Origin of the sequence: Streptomyces sp. WMMC500 (assembly GCF_027497195.1) — a bacterium.
Classification (GTDB): domain Bacteria; phylum Actinomycetota; class Actinomycetes; order Streptomycetales; family Streptomycetaceae; genus Streptomyces.
In genome coordinates this window covers 3,913,064-3,931,118 of the sequence record NZ_CP114905.1, presented here as the reverse complement: position 1 = coordinate 3,931,118, position 18,055 = coordinate 3,913,064, and the positions used below count along the sequence as shown (strand labels likewise).

General features: G+C 75.4%; 18 protein-coding genes. 7 read left to right on the top strand and 11 right to left on the bottom strand.

Annotated features, from left to right (window positions below):
• Positions 1-25: 25 nt before the first annotated feature.
• Positions 26-793: a class I SAM-dependent methyltransferase gene (locus tag O7599_RS16730; RefSeq protein ID WP_281622953.1), complete on the top strand. Its 768-nt coding sequence runs from the start codon at positions 26-28 to the stop codon at positions 791-793.
• Between the two features lie 53 nt (positions 794-846).
• Here the strand turns inward: O7599_RS16730 and O7599_RS16725 are convergent, their stop codons facing one another.
• On the bottom strand, positions 847-1,386 hold the full coding sequence (locus tag O7599_RS16725; protein ID WP_281622952.1) for an N-acetyltransferase: 540 nt from the start codon (positions 1,384-1,386) through the stop codon (positions 847-849).
• Positions 1,387-1,775: 389 nt separating this feature from the next.
• On the opposite strand from O7599_RS16725, the gene O7599_RS16720 reads away from it, so the two are divergent.
• A complete protein-coding gene (locus tag O7599_RS16720) occupies positions 1,776-2,528 on the top strand; it encodes a class I SAM-dependent methyltransferase (protein ID WP_281623411.1) in 753 nt (250 codons plus the stop codon).
• Between the two features lie 10 nt (positions 2,529-2,538).
• Entirely contained in the window at positions 2,539-3,036 is a 498-nt protein-coding gene (locus O7599_RS16715; protein WP_281622951.1) for a GNAT family N-acetyltransferase, read from the top strand.
• Between the two features lie 123 nt (positions 3,037-3,159).
• Here the strand turns inward: O7599_RS16715 and O7599_RS16710 are convergent, their stop codons facing one another.
• The 5 genes from O7599_RS16710 to O7599_RS16690 all read right to left on the bottom strand — a co-directional run bounded on the left by O7599_RS16710 (position 3,160) and on the right by O7599_RS16690 (position 8,907).
• Positions 3,160-3,858, bottom strand: a complete 699-nt coding sequence (locus tag O7599_RS16710; protein WP_281622950.1) for a lytic polysaccharide monooxygenase — start codon at positions 3,856-3,858, stop codon at positions 3,160-3,162.
• A 208-nt stretch (positions 3,859-4,066) separates the two neighbouring features.
• Complete coding sequence (locus O7599_RS16705; protein ID WP_281622949.1) at positions 4,067-5,857, bottom strand: PH domain-containing protein; 1,791 nt, start codon at positions 5,855-5,857, stop codon at positions 4,067-4,069.
• Positions 5,854-6,378 (bottom strand): PH domain-containing protein, encoded by a 525-nt coding sequence (locus O7599_RS16700; RefSeq protein ID WP_281622948.1) that lies wholly within the window; start codon positions 6,376-6,378, stop codon positions 5,854-5,856. Before O7599_RS16700 ends, O7599_RS16705 begins: the two co-directional genes overlap by 4 nt.
• Positions 6,379-6,505: 127 nt before the next feature.
• Positions 6,506-7,495 (bottom strand): zinc-binding dehydrogenase, encoded by a 990-nt coding sequence (locus O7599_RS16695; RefSeq protein ID WP_281622947.1) that lies wholly within the window; start codon positions 7,493-7,495, stop codon positions 6,506-6,508.
• A gap of 233 nt (positions 7,496-7,728) precedes the next feature.
• The gene (locus O7599_RS16690; protein WP_281622946.1) at positions 7,729-8,907 is read right to left on the bottom strand and encodes an NAD(P)-binding protein; all 1,179 of its coding nucleotides are present in this window, start codon (positions 8,905-8,907) and stop codon (positions 7,729-7,731) included.
• A gap of 106 nt (positions 8,908-9,013) precedes the next feature.
• Here O7599_RS16690 and O7599_RS16685 point away from each other — a divergent pair, with 106 nt between their 5' ends.
• Complete coding sequence (locus O7599_RS16685) at positions 9,014-9,742, top strand: pentapeptide repeat-containing protein (RefSeq protein WP_348652612.1); 729 nt, start codon at positions 9,014-9,016, stop codon at positions 9,740-9,742.
• Between the two features lie 66 nt (positions 9,743-9,808).
• Here the strand turns inward: O7599_RS16685 and O7599_RS16680 are convergent, their stop codons facing one another.
• Positions 9,809-10,384 carry a TerD family protein gene (locus tag O7599_RS16680; protein WP_281622945.1) on the bottom strand — a complete coding sequence of 192 codons (576 nt, stop codon included), beginning with the start codon at positions 10,382-10,384 and terminating at the stop codon, positions 9,809-9,811.
• Between the two features lie 167 nt (positions 10,385-10,551).
• Here O7599_RS16680 and arfB point away from each other — a divergent pair, with 167 nt between their 5' ends.
• Positions 10,552-10,983, top strand: a complete 432-nt coding sequence (arfB, locus tag O7599_RS16675) for an alternative ribosome rescue aminoacyl-tRNA hydrolase ArfB (RefSeq protein WP_281622944.1) — start codon at positions 10,552-10,554, stop codon at positions 10,981-10,983.
• Positions 10,984-11,037: 54 nt separating this feature from the next.
• On the opposite strand, the gene O7599_RS16670 is transcribed toward arfB, so the two are convergent.
• A complete protein-coding gene (locus O7599_RS16670) occupies positions 11,038-11,511 on the bottom strand; it encodes a flavin reductase family protein (RefSeq protein WP_348652628.1) in 474 nt (157 codons plus the stop codon).
• A 392-nt stretch (positions 11,512-11,903) separates the two neighbouring features.
• On the opposite strand from O7599_RS16670, the gene cdgB reads away from it, so the two are divergent.
• Complete coding sequence (gene cdgB / locus O7599_RS16665) at positions 11,904-13,604, top strand: diguanylate cyclase CdgB (protein ID WP_281622942.1); 1,701 nt, start codon at positions 11,904-11,906, stop codon at positions 13,602-13,604.
• A 184-nt stretch (positions 13,605-13,788) separates the two neighbouring features.
• On the top strand, positions 13,789-14,763 hold the full coding sequence (locus tag O7599_RS16660; protein WP_281622941.1) for a hypothetical protein: 975 nt from the start codon (positions 13,789-13,791) through the stop codon (positions 14,761-14,763).
• Positions 14,764-14,845: 82 nt separating this feature from the next.
• Here the strand turns inward: O7599_RS16660 and O7599_RS16655 are convergent, their stop codons facing one another.
• The 3 genes from O7599_RS16655 to nagA all read right to left on the bottom strand — a co-directional run bounded on the left by O7599_RS16655 (position 14,846) and on the right by nagA (position 18,044).
• Positions 14,846-15,697, bottom strand: a complete 852-nt coding sequence (locus O7599_RS16655; protein WP_281622940.1) for a class II fructose-bisphosphate aldolase — start codon at positions 15,695-15,697, stop codon at positions 14,846-14,848.
• A 3-nt stretch (positions 15,698-15,700) separates the two neighbouring features.
• Complete coding sequence (locus O7599_RS16650; RefSeq protein WP_281623409.1) at positions 15,701-16,759, bottom strand: 1-phosphofructokinase family hexose kinase; 1,059 nt, start codon at positions 16,757-16,759, stop codon at positions 15,701-15,703.
• 64 nt (positions 16,760-16,823) lie between these two features.
• Positions 16,824-18,044 (bottom strand): N-acetylglucosamine-6-phosphate deacetylase, encoded by a 1,221-nt coding sequence (gene nagA / locus O7599_RS16645; RefSeq protein ID WP_281623408.1) that lies wholly within the window; start codon positions 18,042-18,044, stop codon positions 16,824-16,826.
• Positions 18,045-18,055 lie beyond the last annotated feature (11 nt).

Genomic DNA, 18,055 nt, shown 5'->3' with positions numbered 1-18,055 from the left:
CGGGGCGGTTTGGGACGATCACGGGATGACCCCTGACCGTACGTTCGACGCGCTGGTCGCCGAGGCCGAGGCCGAGCCCACCGACGGCTGGGACTTCTCCTGGTTCGAGGGCCGCGCCACCGAGGCGCGGCCCTCCTGGGGGTACCAGCGGGCCATGGGTGCGCGCATGGCCGTCGCGAGCGCGTCGCTGGACGTCCAGACCGGCGGCGGCGAGGTGCTCGCCGGGGTGCCGGTGCGGCCGGCGGTGTCCGTGGCCACCGAGGCGTGGCCGCCGAACGTCGCCAGGGCCACGGCCCTGCTGCACCCCCTGGGCACCGTCGTGGTCGCGGCCCCGGAGGACGCGCCGCTGCCGTTCGCGGACGGCGCGTTCGACCTCGTGGTCAGCCGGCACCCGGTGCGGCCCCACTTCGCCGAGATCGCCCGCGTCCTGCGTCCCGGCGGCACGTACTTCGCTCAGCACGTCGGTCCCGCGAGCGTCTTCGAAGTGGCCGAGTACTTCCTCGGGCCGCAGCCGGAGGAGGCGCGCAGGAGCCGCGACCCGCGGCGCGAGCGGGCGGCGGCGGAGGCGGCGGGGCTGGAGGCCGTGGAGGTGCGGACGGAGCGGCTGCGGATGGAGTTCCACGACGTGGGCGCGGTGGCGTACTTCCTGCTGAAGGTGATCTGGATCGTGCCGGGCTTCACGGTGGCGGCGTACCGGCCGCGGCTGCGCGAGCTGCACGAACGGATCGAGGCGGAGGGCCCGTTCGTCGCCCACAGCTCGCGGACGCTCTTCGAGGCGCGGAAGCCCTCGTAGGGAGGGCGGTACGGGGCGCCGCGGGGTCCGCGTGCGCCCCGTACCGGTGGGGATCAGATGCCGAACGCCGCCGGCCAGCGGATCAGGCCGCCGGGCAGCGGGTGGTCCTCGTCGAGCGCGAGGGCCATCACCGCCTCGTCCGGCGCCTCGACGCTGAGCCGGATGCCGTACGCGGACGCCCGTGTGAAGCCGAACCGCGGGTAGTACTCCGGGTGCCCGACGAGGACGACGTACCGCTCGCCCCGCGCCGCGGCCGCCGCGAGCGCGGCCCGTACGGCCACGGAACCCACGCCGTCCCGCTGCCGCTCCGGCCGTACGGAGACGGGCCCGAGGCAGAGCGCGGGAGTGTCGCCGACGTGGCCGCGGGTGAGCAGGATGTGCCCGAGGAGGGCGGCACCGGTGCCGTCGGCGGCATCGGCGGCGTCGGGGTCCGCGACGACGAGGGACAGGCCCTCGATCCACGCGGTCGTGTCGGCGCGCAGCTTGTCGACGATGTCGGCCTCGTTCGCCCTGCCGAAGGCGGCGAGGGTGATCTCGCGGATGACGGGGATGTCGGCGCGCGTCTCGGCGCGCGTGATCCAGGTGTTGCCCATGATGGATGCGGATCCGTTTCGGTGGTCGTGTTCGTGTGGACGCCCCGCGGGCTCACGCTCCCGGCGGGGGCGGGGGAGAGGTCAGGCCACGGCCCGGGACGTGAGGGAGACCCGGACGCTGCGCACGGTGGCCTTGAGCGCGGTCATCAACCTCACCTCCCTTGTCTTCTCTCCGGCGGGATCCCGCCCGTACGAACACGGCGAGCGCCACCCTACACGCGAAGCCCCCGGCGGGGTCGGGAGGGCTGCCGGGGGCGGCCCGCAGGGCGGCGAGGTGACCTTATGGTGGGTGAATGCACCCTCCATCGGCAGACAGCGAGGACCGCGGCTCGCCCCCGGCGGGGGAGACCGAGCCCGCCGAGGGGCCGGAGCCGCACCGGGCGCGCGTCATGGCGGAGTCGTTCGGCACGGACCCGGCCCGCTACGACCGCACGCGCCCCCGCTACCCGGCCGGGCTGATCGCCCGTATCGCGGGCGAGGCCGGGGGAGACGTCCTCGACGTGGGCACGGGCACCGGCATCGTCGCGCGCCAACTCCGGGCGGCCGGCTGCCGTGTGCTCGGCCTGGACGTCGACGCCCGCATGGCCGCGTACGCGCGGGGGCACGGGCTGGACGTCGAGGTCGCCCCGTTCGAGGAGTGGGACGCGGCGGGCCGGAGCTTCGACACGGTCGTCGCCGGCCAGACCTGGCACTGGATCGACCCGGCCGCGGGCCCCGCCAAGGCGGCCGGGGTGCTGCGCCCGGGTGGCGCACTCGCCGTGTTCTGGAACGTCTCCCAGCCCGCCCCCGACGTGGCCGAAGCCCTCGCGTCCGCCTACCGCGACGCCCTGCCGGGCGCGCCCCTGAACCCCTGGAGCCGTACGGCCCTGAACGGCTACTCGGCGATCGTCGACAAGACGGCGGCCGGCATCCGGGCCGCGGGCGCCTTCGGCGAACCGGAGGAGTGGCGGTACGGGTGGGAGTGCGCGTACACGCGCGACGAATGGCTGGATCAACTCCCCACGGGCGGCGGCATGGCGGTCCTGAGCCCCGCCCAGCGGACGGCCCTTCTCGACGCCACGGCCGCGGCGGTCGACGGCCTGGGCGGGAGCTTCACGATGGGGTACACGGCACTGGCGATCACCGCGCGGCTCAGCGGCTAGGCCCGCCGGGGTGATCGAGACCGAACGGCTCCTGCTGCGGCCGTTGACGGCGGCGGACGTCGAGGCGTTCGTGGCGCTGCACGCCGACGAGCGGGTGAACAGGTTCGTCGGCGCGTACACGCGCGAGCAGGCGCGGGAGCGGCTGGTCGCGATCGAACGTCAGTGGGCGGAACGCGGCCACGGGCTGTGCGCCGTCGAGTTGAAGCCGAGCGGGGAGTTCATCGGCCGGGTGGGGCTCAACTACTGGGCGGAACTGGACGAGGTGGAACTCGGCTGGACCCTCGCGGCGGAGTTCTGGGGCCACGGCTACGCGACGGAGGCGGCCCGCGCCTGTCTGGACTGGGGTTTCGCGACGCTGGCGGAGGAGTACTTCATCTCCCTGATCCGCCCGGCGAACACGCCGTCGGTGCGGGTGGCGGAACGGCTGGGGTTCGCGCCGCTGCGGGACGGGACGTTCCTGGGGCACCCGGTGACGGTGTACGCGCGGAACAGGCCGTCCGCCGCCTGACGCCGCCCGCGGCGCGGTGGTGTGCGCCCCGCCACCGGGGGGCCGTTCACGGTGGCGGGGCGCGGTCTTCACGGCTGCGTCACGACGGTGTCGAGGCAGCGTCGGGACAGGTGTGGCGGGTGCTCACGCGCAGGGGCCGAGGTCCTCCCAGACCCCGCTGCCGCCGCCGGGCGTCTCGCCCTGGGTCCACCACTTGGCGCGCCAGGTGTGGCCGTTGTGGCTGACCGTGTTGCCGCCGTTGTACACGGAGCCCGCGCTCCAGGGCGCCGCGGTGCACTCGTCGGGGTCGCCGGGGCCCGGGTCGCCGCCGCCGATGTTGACGTCGATGCAGGAGTAGAAGGCGTTGCCCGTGTCGTAGACGTTCCAGACGGCGAGAACCTTCTGCTTGCCGCTGAAGTTGCCGAAGTTCACGTTGTGGTACACGTCGGCGGGAGGCTGGGCACCCCCGTCGTTGAACTCGGCGATCTTCGTGCCGCCGATGAAGTACTGCCAGGTGCTGGTGCGGTGGCGGGCGGTGAGGTGCCAACTGAACTGGGTCGAGCTGCCGACCGCGTTGACCCGCCAGCCCTTGTTGTCGTCGTTCAGCTCGGCGAACTGCCCGTTGCCGCCGTTGCAGCTCGTCAGCCCCTTCGGGCCCTCGACGCTCTGCGGCTCGTACTTGATCTGCCCGCAGCTCACGACGCCCTGCGCGCACTGGTCCTGGCGGCTGGACGGGGACGTGACCCAGCCGTGGGCGCTGGCGGAGGGGGCGGGGAGGCTCACGGCCAGGACGGGGGCCACTGCCGCACCGACCACTGCCGCCAGTCTTCGTTTCGTGTGCATGTCAACTCCTGGGCTCGCGTGACGTGGGAGGACGTGCATGTGGCCACGGGTGGTCCAGCGGATCGCCCTCCGCGCGCTGCCTTCGCGCGCCGTCGACTGCGGAGTGGCGACCGGGTGTTGGTCTAGACCTTATCGGCTGTCGGGGACCGGTCAAGAGGGCACGACCCACCAAGTCCGCACGTGACTCCACTGGTCTGGACAAGACCGCTCACCGCGCGTCTCCCCCGGCGGGCAGGGGAGTTGAGGGCTTCACCGGGCCCCGGGCGCGTACGGGATCGTCGGCCGGGACCAGGAACGGCGTCAGCAGCTCCGGCACCGCCTCCTCGGCGAACCGCAGCCCCTGCGCCTCGCCCACGTCGTACGCCGCGTACGCCTGCGCCCCCGCCGCCGTCGTCGCCCGCAGCGTCACCAGACCCGCCCGCCGCTGGAACGGCGACTGCCGCACCGTCCAGCCGACCACCCCGTCCCGCCGCAGCGCCACCGTGGAGCGCCGCAGGGTGCCGCTCCGTACGACGAGATACGGCCCCGCGAGCCCGTGCCCCAGGCTCCGGTACGCGTCCCGGGCCAGCAGCGCCGCCGCCGGCAGCAGCACCGCCGCCGCCACCGCCCCCGCGTACGCCGGCCCCCGCGCCGGCAGCGCCGCCCCCAGCGCCACCAGCACCGCCACCGGCACCAGCGCCGCGCCCAGCGACCACCGCAGCCGCCGCGCCAGCGCGGCCCGCGGATGCGGGGCCAGCGCCGGCCGGGTCAGCGCGACGCGGGCGCGGAGCACGCGGGACGTCACGCCGTCCACGACGGCGCGCGGCGCGGCGGGCAGCAGGGTGTTGAGGTCGTTCTCCTCGCTGTCCTTGCGGGACAGGCCGGTCGCTATCGCCTCCACCCGGGCCGCGCCCGACAGCCGCACGCCCAGCGGCTCGACCACGTCGACGCCGCGCAGCCGCGCCTCCTCCAGCGATATCGACCGGGTGGTCAGCAGCCCGCGGCGGACGCGGAGCGTGCCGTCCGGCTCGCGCTCCAGCCGGTAGCTCCACCACATCTCGGTCCACAGCCCGAGCGCCCCCACGAACCCGGTGACCAGCGCGATCGACCCCAGGGCCAGCACCGTCCACAGCGCGGGCAGCGGGCTGAAGGTGTCCCGCACCCAGTCGACGACCGTCTCCTCCGCGCCGAACCACTGGCTGACCTGCATCACCGCGCCCCAGCCGGTGAGCGCGAGGAGGGGGGTGAGGAAGGAGAGGGGCGCGTAGCGGATCCAGCCGGGGGAGAGGGCGGCGAGCCGGGGGTCGTCGGCCGCGGCTCCTGCGGCGGGTGTGGCCCGGCGCAGGAGCGCGCGGCGCAGCGACTCGCCCTCCGCGCGCCGCACCGGGGACAGTTGCAGCGCGGACTCGCGCGCGGCGGTCTGGTCGCCGGTGCCGATGCGGACCTTGACCAGCCCGAGGAGGCGCAGGAGGGGATGCGCGGTGAGGTCGACGGTGCGGATCCGGTCGCGGGGAAGGGAGCGCCGGGTGGTGAACAGCACGCCGGTACGCAGCTCGACCCGCTCGGCGCCGACGCGGTAGCGGGTGTGGCGCAGCCGCAGCGCGTCCACGGCGAGCCCGCCGCTGACGAGCAGCGCGCAGCCGGCCAGCACCCAGGCCACGGCGGCGCGGACGTCGAGGTGGGCGGCGAGCCCGGCGCCGACGGGGACGCCGGCGCCGAAGGCGGCGCCGAGGAGGAGTTCGGCGGTGACGAGGAGGGAGCGCCGGTCGAGCCGCCGCCAGTCGGGGACGGCCGGGCCGGCGCCGGTGTCCGTGCCGGTGTCGGCGCCCGTAGCGGCGCGGGTGCCCGCGCCCGTACCGGCGCCTCTGTTCCCACCCGTACGGACGCCTCTGTCCCCGCCCGTACCGGCGCCTCTGTCCCCACCCGTGCCCGTGCCCGTGTCTGCCTCTGTGCCGGTGCCCGTGTCTGCCCCTGCGCCGGTGCCGGCGCCCGTACCCGTACCCGTACCCGAGTCCGTCACGTCGCGTCCCCCGGGGTCTGCTGCGTCGCCAGCGCCAACTGCTCCGCCAGCTCCGCCGCCTCCTCGTGGTCCAGCGCCTCTATCCGCAGCGCCCCCTTCGCCGACGCGGTCGTCACCGTCACCGCCGCCAGCCCGAACGCCCGCTGCAACGGCCCCCGTTCGGTGTCCACCGTCTGGATCCGCGACATGGGCGCGATCCGGGAGTCGACCCAGAAGTAGCCGGTACGGACGTACACCGCGTCGTCCGTCACCTCCCACCGGTGCACGCGGTAGTACCACCGCGGCAGCCCGAGCCCCGCCCCCAGCCCCGCCGCGGCCACCCCCGCGCCCGCCACCAGCAGCCAGAACCGGGCCGGCCCGATCAGCGCGCCCAGCACCCCCAGCACCGCGACCGGCACGGCCGCCGCCAGGAGCAGTTGCGTCCGCCACCAGGCGACGGCCCGGCGGTCCACCCGGTGGTGCGGCGGTCGCAGCCGCGGCCCCGCCGGGCCCGGGTCCCGGCCCTCTCGATCTACGCCCACAATCTGAACCGTACGTCCTGCCGCGCGGAGGCCACGGCCGGGTCCGCGGCGTTCCGGCCGCGGCGACCGGCTCGCGGCGCTCCGGGAGGGGCGTGCCGCCCGGCGGGCGGCACGCCCTACGGCGCCCTTACGGCTCCAGGACGACCTTCCCCACCGTGCCCCGCGTCTCCAGCGCCCGGTGCGCCTCCGCCGCCCGCGCCAGCGGGTAGCGCTGCACCAGCGCCTGCCAGCGGCCCGTCGCCGCCTCCGTCAGCGCCGCCTCCTCCATGCGCCGCAGGGGGTTCTCGCCGCCGACGCGGCTGAGCCAGTCGGGGCCGAGGACGTTGACCGACGTGATGCCCCGCTCCGCCAGCTCCGCCTCCGTGAACTCCAGCGGCGTCCCCGACGACCAGCCCAGCACCAGGTGCCGCCCCCCGGGCGCGAGGAGGTCGGCCGCCGCGCGGGCGGCGTCGCCGCCGACGGTGTCGAGGAGCACCGTGGGCCGGCGGTCGCCGAGGGCGGCGCGTACGGCGCCGGGCCAGGCCGGGTCGGTGTAGTCGGCGGCGGCGTCGGCACCGAGGTCCCGTACCTGCGCGACCTTCTCCGGACCGCCGGCCAGGCCCACGACGTACGCGCCGAGGTTGCGGGCGTACTGGACGAGCAGCGAGCCGACGCCGCCCGCCGCCGCGGTGACGACCACGACGTCGTCCGGCGTCACCGCGGCGAAGTGCAGGAACCCCATCGTCGTCCGCCCGGTGCCGATCATCGCGACGGCCTCCGCGGCGTCGAGGGAGTCGGGCAGCGCGTGCAGCCGCTCCGCCTCGGTGACGGTCAGCTCCGCGTAGCCGCCGGGGACGAGCCCGATGTGGGCGACGACGCGCTTGCCCAGCCAGTCCGGGTCGACGCCGTCGCCCACGGACTCGACGGTGCCGGCGACCTCGCGGCCGGGGATCGTGGGCAGGTCGGCGGGTGGCATGGGCCCGCGGGTCTCGCCGGCCCGCAGGAAGGTGTCGAGGAGGTGCACCCCCGCGGCGGCGACGGCGATACGGACCTGGCCGGGGCCGGGTACGGGGTCGTCGGTCTGCTCGTAGACGAGGTTCTCGGCCGGGCCGAAGGCGTGAAGTCGAATGGCGTGCATGGGACCAGCAGACAACTTGAACAGAACTTCAGGTCAAGCGGAGGCCCCCGCGCGTCGGCCGCCCGGCCGGCGAGCCGGGCCGGAGCCCGTGCCCGCCGACCGGGCGCACCGCCCCCGATCCCCGATCCCCCTCGGGATCCCCCGTGTTCCCCCGGTCCCAGGCCCCCCTGGTCGCCCTCGGTGGGCGGTGTACTTTACGCCACTGCCCCGGTGTCCCGTCCCTTGAGGCGCCCCTACGCCGCCCCCTCCGCCGCCGCCCCCCACGCCGCCGCGTCGAGCCGCCGCCCCGGCAGCGCCAGGCGCACCGCCTCGATCGCACTCGCGAACGCCACCTCGCTCAGCACGCCCGGCGCCGCCACCTGGTCCCCCGCCAGGTACACCCCGTCCCCCCGGTCCACCGCGGGCCGGTCGCGCCAACTGCTGCCCGGCGGGTCCACCGCACCCGTGCGGCCCGCGGCCAGCGCGTGGCGGCGCCACACCGTACGGTCCCGCCAGCCCGGGAAGCCCAGGTCGAGCAGCTCCTCGGCCCGCGCGACACCCGCCGCCCGGCTCTCCCCGGGGGCCACGGGCACCTGGCCCTGGACGAGCTGCTCGCCGGCCGGTGCCAGCGTCGGGTCGCCGGCGGAGAAGCGCTCCAGCCAGCCGGGGGCGTCGAGGTCGGAGACGACGAAGGCGTCGCCGCGGCGCCGGCGGAGGGCGAGGTCGATCAGGACCGTACGGCCCGAGGGCCAGGTCAGCGACGGGTCGCCGAGGAGCGTGCGGGCGGCCGGGAGCGAGGTGGCGACGACGACGGGGCCGTCCTGCGGCAGCTCGTCGACGCGGCTCCCGACCTCGATCCGTACGCCCATGTTCCACGCCATGCCCGCCATCCGGTCGACCACGGAACCCCAGCCGCCCACCGGGTAGTGCGCCTCGGGCGGCAGCGCGGTGGTGCGGCGCAGCCGTTCCTGGACGAAGGCGGCGGACAGGGCGCCCGGGTCGTGGTGGAAGATCGCGACGGCGCTGTAGCGGGCGGCGGCCTGGGCGCCGGCCTCGCCGGCGATCTCCGCCGCCCAACTGTGGAAGTCGCGGTCGACGGGTGCCTCGCGGCGGCGGACGAGGCGCAGCATCGCGGCCGGCGGCACCTTCCGCAGCCGGCCGTCGTGGCGGAAGCGGAACCGGGAGCCGTCCAGCGGCGGGATCGGGGCGAGCGGGCCGAGCAGGTCGCGCCGGTTGAGCCAGGCCCAGTGCGGGCCGCGGTAGTAGAGCGCGTGCGGGCCCTCGTTGGTGCGGTAGGGCGCGTCGGCGGTACGGGCCCGCCCCCCGAGGGTGCCGTGCGCCTCGTACAGCGTCACCCGAGCGCCGGCCTCGGCGGCGGTGATGGCGGCGGTGAGCCCGGCCAGCCCGCCGCCGATGACGGAGATCCGTTCCATGATCCGCTCCTCACCTGCGGTAGTGCCGTATCTGCGACAGGACGACGGCGGGGGCCCGGATGTGACACCCGGGCGGTTGTCAGTGTCGTACGTCACGATGGGGCGCATGACGAGGCGGAAGACGATCAAGGCGCCGCGCCGCCCGGCGGTGCGGCTGCCGGCGGACCTGGAGCGGTACGGGGCGGTGGAGGAGACCGCCGCCGGGGAGGGCGACGCGGTCGACGCGGGGGCGTACCGGGTGGCGGACCTGGAGCCCGACGGGGACTACGACGCGCTGGAGTTCTCCGGCCTCGACCTGACCGGTGCCGACGGCGCGGGCGCGCGCTTCATGGACTGCGCCCTGCGCCGCTGCGTGCTGGACGCGGCCCGGCTGCCCAGCGCGCGGCTGATCGACTCGGTGCTGGAGGAGGTGCGCGGCGCGGGCACGGACCTGGCGGGGGCGACGCTGCGGGACGTGGAGCTGACGGACACGAGGCTGGGCGGCGTCCAGTTGCACGGGGCGACGCTGGAGCGGGTGGTGCTGCGGGGCGGCAAGGCGGACTTCCTGAACCTGCGCGGGGCCCGGCTGACGGACGTCGTGTTCGAGGACTGCGTCCTGGCGGAGCCGGACTTCGCCGACGCCCGCCTGGAGCGGGTGGCCTTCCCGGGCTGCGCGATCCAGCGCGCGGACCTCTCCGGCGCCCACCTGAAGGACGTGGACCTCCGCCGCGCGACGGAGCTCTCCCTGGAACGCGGCATCGACCGCCTGTCGGGCGCCGTCATCAGCCCGGACCAACTCCTCGCCCTGGCCCCGGCCTTCGCCGCCCAGGTGGGCGTGGAGGTCAGGCAGGCGTGAGCCCCGGCGCCCGAGGGCACCGGGGCTCGTCGCTCCACCGGTCGGCGTCCCGTGGACGCCCCCGCGTCAGACGCTGACGCCGAAGTCCTGGGCGATGCCCGACAGGCCCGAGGCGTAGCCCTGGCCGACCGCGCGGAACTTCCACTCCGCGCCGTTGCGGTACAGCTCGCCGAAGACCATCGCGGTCTCCGTCGCCGCGTCCTCGGTGAGGTCGTAGCGGGCGATCTCCGTGCCCCCGGCCTGGTTCACGACGCGGATGAAGGCGTTCCGCACCTGGCCGAAGTTCTGGCTGCGGGTCTCGGCGTCGTAGATCGAGACCGGGAAGACGATCTTGTCGATCTCCGGCGGCAGGCCGGCGAGGTTGACGTTGATCTGCTCGTCGTCGCCGGCGCCCTCACCGGTGACGTTGTCACCGGTGTGCACGATCGTCTGGTCCGGCGACTGCCGGTTGTTGAAGAAGATGAAGTGCTGGTCGGAGAAGACCCTGCCCTCGGCGTTCACCGCGATGGCGCTCGCGTCGAGGTCGAAGTCCACCCCCGTCGTGGTGCGGACGTCCCAGCCGAGTCCGACCGTGACGGCGGTCAGCCCGGGGGCTTCCTTGGTGAGCGATACGTTGCCGCCCTTGGACAGGCTTACGGGCATGGGGAGTCCCCTCCTGGTTCTGGCTCCACGTGCCGGAGCCTCGTCTACGGACCACAACGCGGGTGTGCCCTACCCGGTTCCACGCACCGTACGCCCACCACTTCCGGGCGACTTCCGGCGGCACAAACGACGTGACAGGTCGAACATCCGCGCGGGATCATGGAGACATGTCCGGTCCCTACCGCATCCGCGGCTCGGTCGCCCTGCCGGAGGCCGAGCTGCAGTGGCGTTTCTCCCGGTCCTCGGGGCCCGGCGGTCAGCACGTGAACACGAGCGACACCCAGGCCGAGGTCCGCTTCGACCTCGCGCGGACGCGGTCGCTGCCGCCGGTGTGGCAGGAGCGGGCCCTCGCGCGGCTCGCGGACCGGCTCGTCGACGGGCACGTCGTGGTGCGGGCGAGTGAGCACCGTTCGCAGTGGCGAAACCGCGAGGCGGCGGCCGTGCGGCTGGCCGCGCTGCTCGCGGAGGCCACGGCGCCGCCGCCCTCGCCGCGGCGGAAGCGGAAGGTCCCGCGGGGGGTCAACGAGCGGCGGCTGCGGGAGAAGAAGCAGCGGTCCGACGTCAAGCGCGGCCGCACGGGCCGCGGCTGGGGCCAGTGACCGGGCGCCGACCCCGGAGGAGGCGCACCGTCGCCCCCGCAAACACGCGAACGCTCAGCTCAGCGTCCGGTACCGCCCCCGGAAGTACGTCAGCGGACTCCCGTCGGAACTCGGCTGCCCCGCGCTCAGCACGCGCCCGATCACCAGCGTGTGGTCCCCCGCGACCACCCGCTGCTCGGTCCGGCACTCCACCGTCGCCAGCGCCCCGCCCACCAGCGCGCACCCCGTCACCTCACCGCGCGTGTACGGGATGTCGTCGAACAGCAGCCGGTCGCTGACCCGCCCCTTCATCGCGAACCGCCCGGCGATGTGCCGCTGGCTCTCGGAGAGCACCGACGCCGCCCACTCCTCGCGCTCCGTCAGCAGTTCGTCCATGCGCGAGCCGTTGCGGACGCTGACCATCACCAGCGGGGGCTCCAGGGACACCGACAGGAACGCGGTCGCCGTCATCCCCACGTCCTCGCCGTCCAGGCCGGGGTCCGGGTCGTACGCCGTGACCAGCACCACGCCCGCGGCGAGCCGGCTCATGGCCGCCCGGAACACCTCGTCGCTCACCCCACCAGGATGGTCCACCGTTCGCGTCTCATGCAGCACGCCTCGAACCGTACGTGGACGGACGGGCCCCGGGCATCGGGCCGGGGACCGAGCGGGGTCCTAGGTCCCCGTCCCCTCCCACCTGCCGCGGACCCCCCGCGGGGCCCCTGCCGCCCCACCCGGCGCGAAGCCCTCACCGAGCGGCGTGCGACTCTTGGCCGCACGCCGGTTAACACCTCCCCGCCCTGTGACTTGAGTCACAGAGAGCATCCAATGTTGACCCTGTGTACCCGCCGTAGAGCTGGCTGTGATTCAGTGGCCGTGTCGTTGGTGAAATTCCACGCGGGGGTCTCCCGCCGAAGTCGGGGCGAGACGGGAGGGCAGGTATGGAGACGGAGGCAGAGCCTTACGTAAGGCTGGCAAGCCTGCGTCGGCTGCATCAGGTCCTCGCGGACCTGAACCAGACGCGCAGCCTTGCCGACACGCTCCAGAGCGTCGCGGACGGGCTCGTCGCCCTCGGGTACGAGGTCTCCGCGGTGAACCTCGTCCGGCCCGACGGCGACCTCGTCGTCGCCGCCGTCGGCGGCGATCCCACCGCCGAGGCGATCATGGCCGGCCGGGTCGGCCCGCGCGAGGCGTGGGAGCGCCGGCTCCACATGGGCGTCGCGTGGGGAGAGCTGCGCTACATACCCCACAGCGAGGGCTGGGTCCTCGACGACGACGAGGTGCCGCAGATCCACCCCGTCGTCCCGCCCCCCTCCGCCCCCGGTGACTGGGTCACCGGCGACCGGCTCTTCTCGCCGATCTACGACGCCGGCCGCGAGCTGCTCGGCGTGCTGTCCGTCGACAAGCCGGCCAACGGCCGGGTGCCGACCCCCTGGGGGCGCGAGGCCCTGCAGATGTACGCCTCGCAGGCCGCCATAGCGATCACCAACGCCCGGCTGCGGGCCAACATGCAGCGCGCGCTGGTGCGCCTGGAGCGCGAGCAGCAGGCGCTGCGCGCCAGCGAGGAGAGCTTCCGCCAGGCCTTCGAGTACGCGCCCAGCGGCATGGCCGTCGCCGAGATGGGCGGCGACGACCACGGGCGGCTGATCCGTACGAACGACGCGCTGTGCCGGCTGCTGGGCCGCCAGCAGTCCAGCCTGCGCCGGCTGGCGTTCTCCGACCTCGTCCACCGCGAGGACGTCGGCACCCTGATGCGCACCTTCGCCGAGGGCGGCAAGGCCGAGCTGCGCCTCGCCCGCCGCGACGGCACGTACGTGTGGGTGAGCCTGCGCAACTCGGTCGTGGCCGACGCCGCCGACGGCCCGCGCTACCTCCTCACCCACGTCGAGGACATCGAGGAGCGCAAGCGCCACGAGGCCCAGCTCGCGCACCGCGCCAGCCACGACTCGCTCACCGGCCTGCCCAACGCCGCCGAGCTGCGCGCCCGCCTCACCGCCCGGCTCTGCGACCGGCCGCCGGAGCTGTACACCGGGGCCGTCAGCCACTCCGCCGCCGGGCTGCCCGGCCCGCGCGGGCGCGCCATCGTCGGCGCCGGCGCGGGGCCGGTCCCCGGCGAGGTGGACAGCAACGGGCACGGCTTCGGGACCGACGGCGCCGAGGAGGCGCACTGGGCCGGCCCGGGACCGTACGAGCACCATGTGCACGCGATGGCCCCCGAGGGCGGCGGGGAGTCCGCCGGCAAGGGGCTCGCCGTGCTCTTCTGCGACCTCGACGGCTTCAAGTCCATCAACGACCGCTTCGGGCACAACACCGGCGACGCCGTGCTCATCGCCGTCGCGCAGCGGCTGACCCACGCGGTCCGCGACGGCGACACCGTCGCGCGGCTCGGCGGCGACGAGTTCGTGGTGCTGGCCGACGGCCTGACGCCCGGCGGCGCCGAGGACCTGGCGGTGCGGCTGCGGAACGCGATCATCCCGCCGATCCAGGTCGACGGCCGGGCGGTGAGCGTCGGCGCGAGCATCGGCACCGGGTGGGCGATGTGCGGGATGTCGACCGAGGAGATCCTCAGCTCGGCGGACCAGCTCATGTACCGGGAGAAGCGGGCCCGCTCGCAGGGGCGCTCGCACCGCCGGGCGGGCTAGTGACGCGCGTACGGGCCGGGCGCGCCGCCGCCCCGTGGCCGCCGGTTGTCCACAGGCGGCCGTCGTGGCTTCGTCCACAGTCGACCCAAGGAACGCTCGGGCACTGCTCCGGACGGGGTAGGCTCGCCCCCTGGCCGGCGGTTCGCCGGCCGGGACGCAACGCCCACCAGGGAGTGAGAGGGAGATGACGGCCGGCAACCACGGTGCGGGCACGCCGCCCGAGGACGACGACCCCTTCGCCCACCTGTACCGCCCCGAAGGCGGTGCCGCGCCGGTCCCCGGCCCCGGCGAGGGCGCGGCCCCCGCCCCGGGCGTGCCGCGCACGTCGTACACCCAGGTCAGAGCCGTCGGTGAGCGGACGTACGGCGGCCAGCAGGCCCCGCAGTACGTGCCGCAGCAGCAGGCGTATCCGTACGGGCAGTCCAGCCCCAGCCCGCACTACGCCGCGCCCGAGACCTACGGCGGCCCCCCGCCGCAGCCCCCGTCCTTCCCGCCGGGCGACCCCGGCGAGGGCCCGCGCCGCGGGCGCGGCGGCGGGCGCAACGGGCTGATGCTCGGCGCGGTCGCCGTGGTCGCCACGGTCGTGATCGCCATCGTCGCCGCGGTCCTCTTCAGCGGCGACGGCGAGGAGTCGGACGTCGGCGGCGGCGACTCCGAGTCGGTCGCCCCGAGCGACCAGGCGGGTGACGGCCCCAAGAACGGCGACGACAAGCCGGAGAAGGACCCGACCGACCCGCCCACCGAGGACGGCACGAAGCTGTCGCTGGCCGGCGGCGCGGTCGTGGGCAACGACACGAACGTCTCCGAGGACGGCTCGTACGTCCACGGGATGGAGACCCAGGGCGCCTCCGCGACCTGGGAGCCCGAGGTCTCCGCCGACGGGGAGTACACGCTCTTCGTCGACTACAGCGTGCCCGGCAAGGACGCCGACCTCACCCTCACGATCAACGGCGAGGCCGCGGGCCGGCCGCTGAACATGGAGAACTTCGCGAAGGCCGGCAAGGACGACTGGCTGGCCGGCTGGACCCGGACCTACTCGTGGATCTCCCTGAACGAGGGCGCCAACGAGATCAAGCTGTCCTGCGAGTCGGGCAACAAGGACTGCCAGACCGCGATCAGCAAGGTGTCGCTCGCGGAGGGCCAGGTCACGCAGCCGTAGGGCGGGTACGGACCGTACCGCCCGGACGGGCCCGACGCGGACGCACGAAGCGCGCGCCGGGCCCCGACCATCTCCGCGGCCGTCAGCCGCCGACGACCTCCAGGAACCGGCGCACCGTCGCCGCCATCGCGTCCCGCCCCGGCGCCAGGTACTTGCGCGGGTCCACCACGGCCGGGTTCGCCTCCAGATGAGCGCGGACGGCGCCGGTGAACGCGGTGTTCAGCGCCGTACCGACGTTGATCTTCACCATCCCCGCCGCCACCGCCTGCCGCAGCTCCGCGTCCGGCACCCCGGACGAACCGTGCAGCACCAGCGGCACCGCGACCGCCGCCCGCAGCCGGCCGATCAGCTCGTGGTCCAGCGCCGCCGTGCGCTCGGTCATCGCGTGCGAACTGCCCACCGCGACGGCCAGCGCGTCGACGCCGGTGTCCGTGACGTACGCCACCGCCTCGTCCGGGTCCGTACGCACTCCGGGCGCGTGCGCGTCGAGCGGCGCGTCGGCCTCCTTGCCGCCGACCTTCCCCAGCTCCGCCTCGATCCAGATCGCGTGCTCGTGCGCCCAGCGCACCGCCTCCGCCGTGGCCTTCACGTTGTCCGCGTAGGACAGCTTCGAGGCGTCGAACATCACGGAGCTGAAGCCCAGCCCGTACGCGGAGCGCAGCAGGTCGGCGGAGACGACGTGGTCCAGGTGCAGCGACAACTGCGCGGACGAGGCCCGCGCCACGGCCGCCGTCGCGGTGGCCAGGGGCGTGAGCCGGCCGCCGTGGAACCGCACGGCGTTCTCCGAGATCTGCAGCACGGCGGGCGCGCCCGCGGCCTCCGCGCCGGCGGCGACGGCCTCGGCGTGCTCCAGCGTGATGACGTTGAAGGCGGCCACGCCGTGGCCCGCCGCGCGGGCGGCGGCGACGAGTTCTCCGGTGGTCGTGAGTGACATCTTTCAGGCCCCATCCCGGGCCGCACCGCGGCCCGACGTGATCTCGATGCGCGGCAGCGTCTCCGCGTAGACGTCGGTGTCGAACTCGCCCGCCACCGGTGCGGCGACGGTCGCGGCGGACAGCGCCACCGCGCGGGCGAGCCGGTCGGGCCAGCCCAGGCCCTCGGCGAGCCCGGACAGCAGCCCGGCGACGGCGGAGTCGCCGGCGCCGGTGGGGTTGCCCGGCACGTGCCGCGGCGGTGCGGCGCGCCAGGTGCCGTCGGCGGTGACGGCGAGCAGCCCGGCGGCGCCGAGCGAGGCGACGACGGCGCGGGCGCCGCGGCGGCGCGCGTCGTCGGCGGCGCGCAGCGGCTCGGTGGCGCCGGTGAGCTGGGCGAGCTCCGCGGCGTTGGGCTTGACGAGGTCGGGGCGGGCGGCGACGCCGCGGCGCAGCGGTTCGCCGCTGGTGTCGAGGAGTACGGGCACGCCGGCGGCGTGCGCGGCCCGTACCAGCTCGGCGTACGCGCCCACGGGCACCCCGGGCGGCAGGCTGCCGCACAGCGCCACGGCCCGGACGGGCGAGGCCCCCGCGCGGGCTGCTTCGCCGGGGATTTCACCGGCGGCTGCACCGGCGGCTGCACCGGCGTCCGTGAGCAGCGCCGCGTACACGTCGCGGAACGCCGCCCACTCGGCGGCGGCGATCTCGGGTCCCGCCTCGTTGAGCTGGGTGGTGTCGCCCGTACTGCCGTCGACGACGGCGATCGTGCGCCGCGTGGTGCCCGCGACCTCCACGAGTGCGTCGGTCACCGGCACGGCGGTCCGCGCCGCCTCGGCCCGCGGTGCGTCGGTCCGCGCCCCCGACTCGGCGGCCAGCAGCGCGCGCACGTGCGCGCCCGTGGGGCCGCCGGCGAAGCCGGTGACCGTCACGGGGTGGCCGAGCGCGGCGAGCACGCGGGCCACGTTCAGGCCCTTGCCGCCGGGCCGCTCCGTGACGTCGGTGATCCGGTGCGACTCGTGGGCACGCAGCCGCGGCACCCGGTACGTGAGGTCGAGTGCGAGGTTGAGTGTGACGGTGAGGAACATAAGCGCGAAAGATCCTGCCATGGTGCTTGAGCGCCGTCGACAGCGCGCCGCCGGCGGCCGCGCCTCAGCCCCCGGGTGTGACGATCCACGCACCCTTGCGCATGACCCCGACGAGCGCGAACCGCGCGTCCAGCACGACGAGGTCCGCGTCCTTCCCCGGCTCCAGCGAACCGATCCGGTCGTACGCGCCGAGCAGCTTCGCCGGCGTCGCCGACAGCGCCTCCACGGCGTCCGCGACCGGCATGCCGTCGCCGGTGACCGCCCGGCGGAACGCGGTGTCCAGCGTCAGCGTGGAGCCCGCGATCGACCCGCCGTCGACCAGCCGGGCCACGCCGTCCCGCACGTCGACCTCCATCGGGCCGAGCGGGTAGCGGCCGTCGCCCATGCCGGCGGCGCCCATCGCGTCGGTGATGAACGCGACCCGGCCCGCCCCGGCGCTCCGGAACGCCAACTGCAGCACCGCCGGGTGCAGATGCACGCCGTCGTTGATCAGTTCGACGGTGACCCGCTCGTCCTCCAGCAGCGCGGCGATCGGCCCCGGGGAGCGGTGGCCGAGCGCGGGCATGGCGTTGAACAGGTGGGTGGCGACGGTGGCGCCGGCCTCGACGGCCTCCCGCACGGCGTCGTAGGAGGAGTCGGTGTGGCCGACGGCGGCGATGACGCCGCTGTCGGCCAGGAGGCGTACGGAGTCGAGCCCGCCCGGCAGCTCCGGCGCCAGCGTGAGCATCCGCGTCTGCCCCCGGCCGGCCTCGACGAGCTTGCGCACGTCGGCGGGCGCGGGGTCGCGCAGCAGCCCGGGCTGGTGCGCGCCGCAGCGGTGCGGGGAGATGAACGGGCCCTCGAAGTGGATGCCGGCCAGCTCGCCGTCCTCGGCCAGCTCCGCGAGGACGCCGGCCTGCCGGGCGAGGTCGTCCAGGTCGCCGGTGACGGTGGAGGCGAGCATGGTCGTGGTGCCGTGCCCGCGGTGGGTGTCGAGGACGGTGCGGGCCTGCTCGTGGGTGCCGCCGGAGAAGGAGGCGCCGCCGCCGCCGTGCACGTGGACGTCGACGAAGCCGGGGACGATCCAGTGCCCGGACAGGTCGGTGGCCGCGGGCCCGCCGCCGTCCCGCGGCGCGGCGCCGACCTCCGGCGCCGCGCCGGACCGCTCTGCCGCGTCGGACCCCGGTGCCACCGAGACGATCCGGCCGTCCGCGACCGTGAGCCTGGCGTCCTCCACGGTGCCGGCCGGCTGGACCACACGGGCGCCGGTGAGCACCGTGCTGCCCTTCCGCGGCGAATCCCGCATCGAATCCCGCA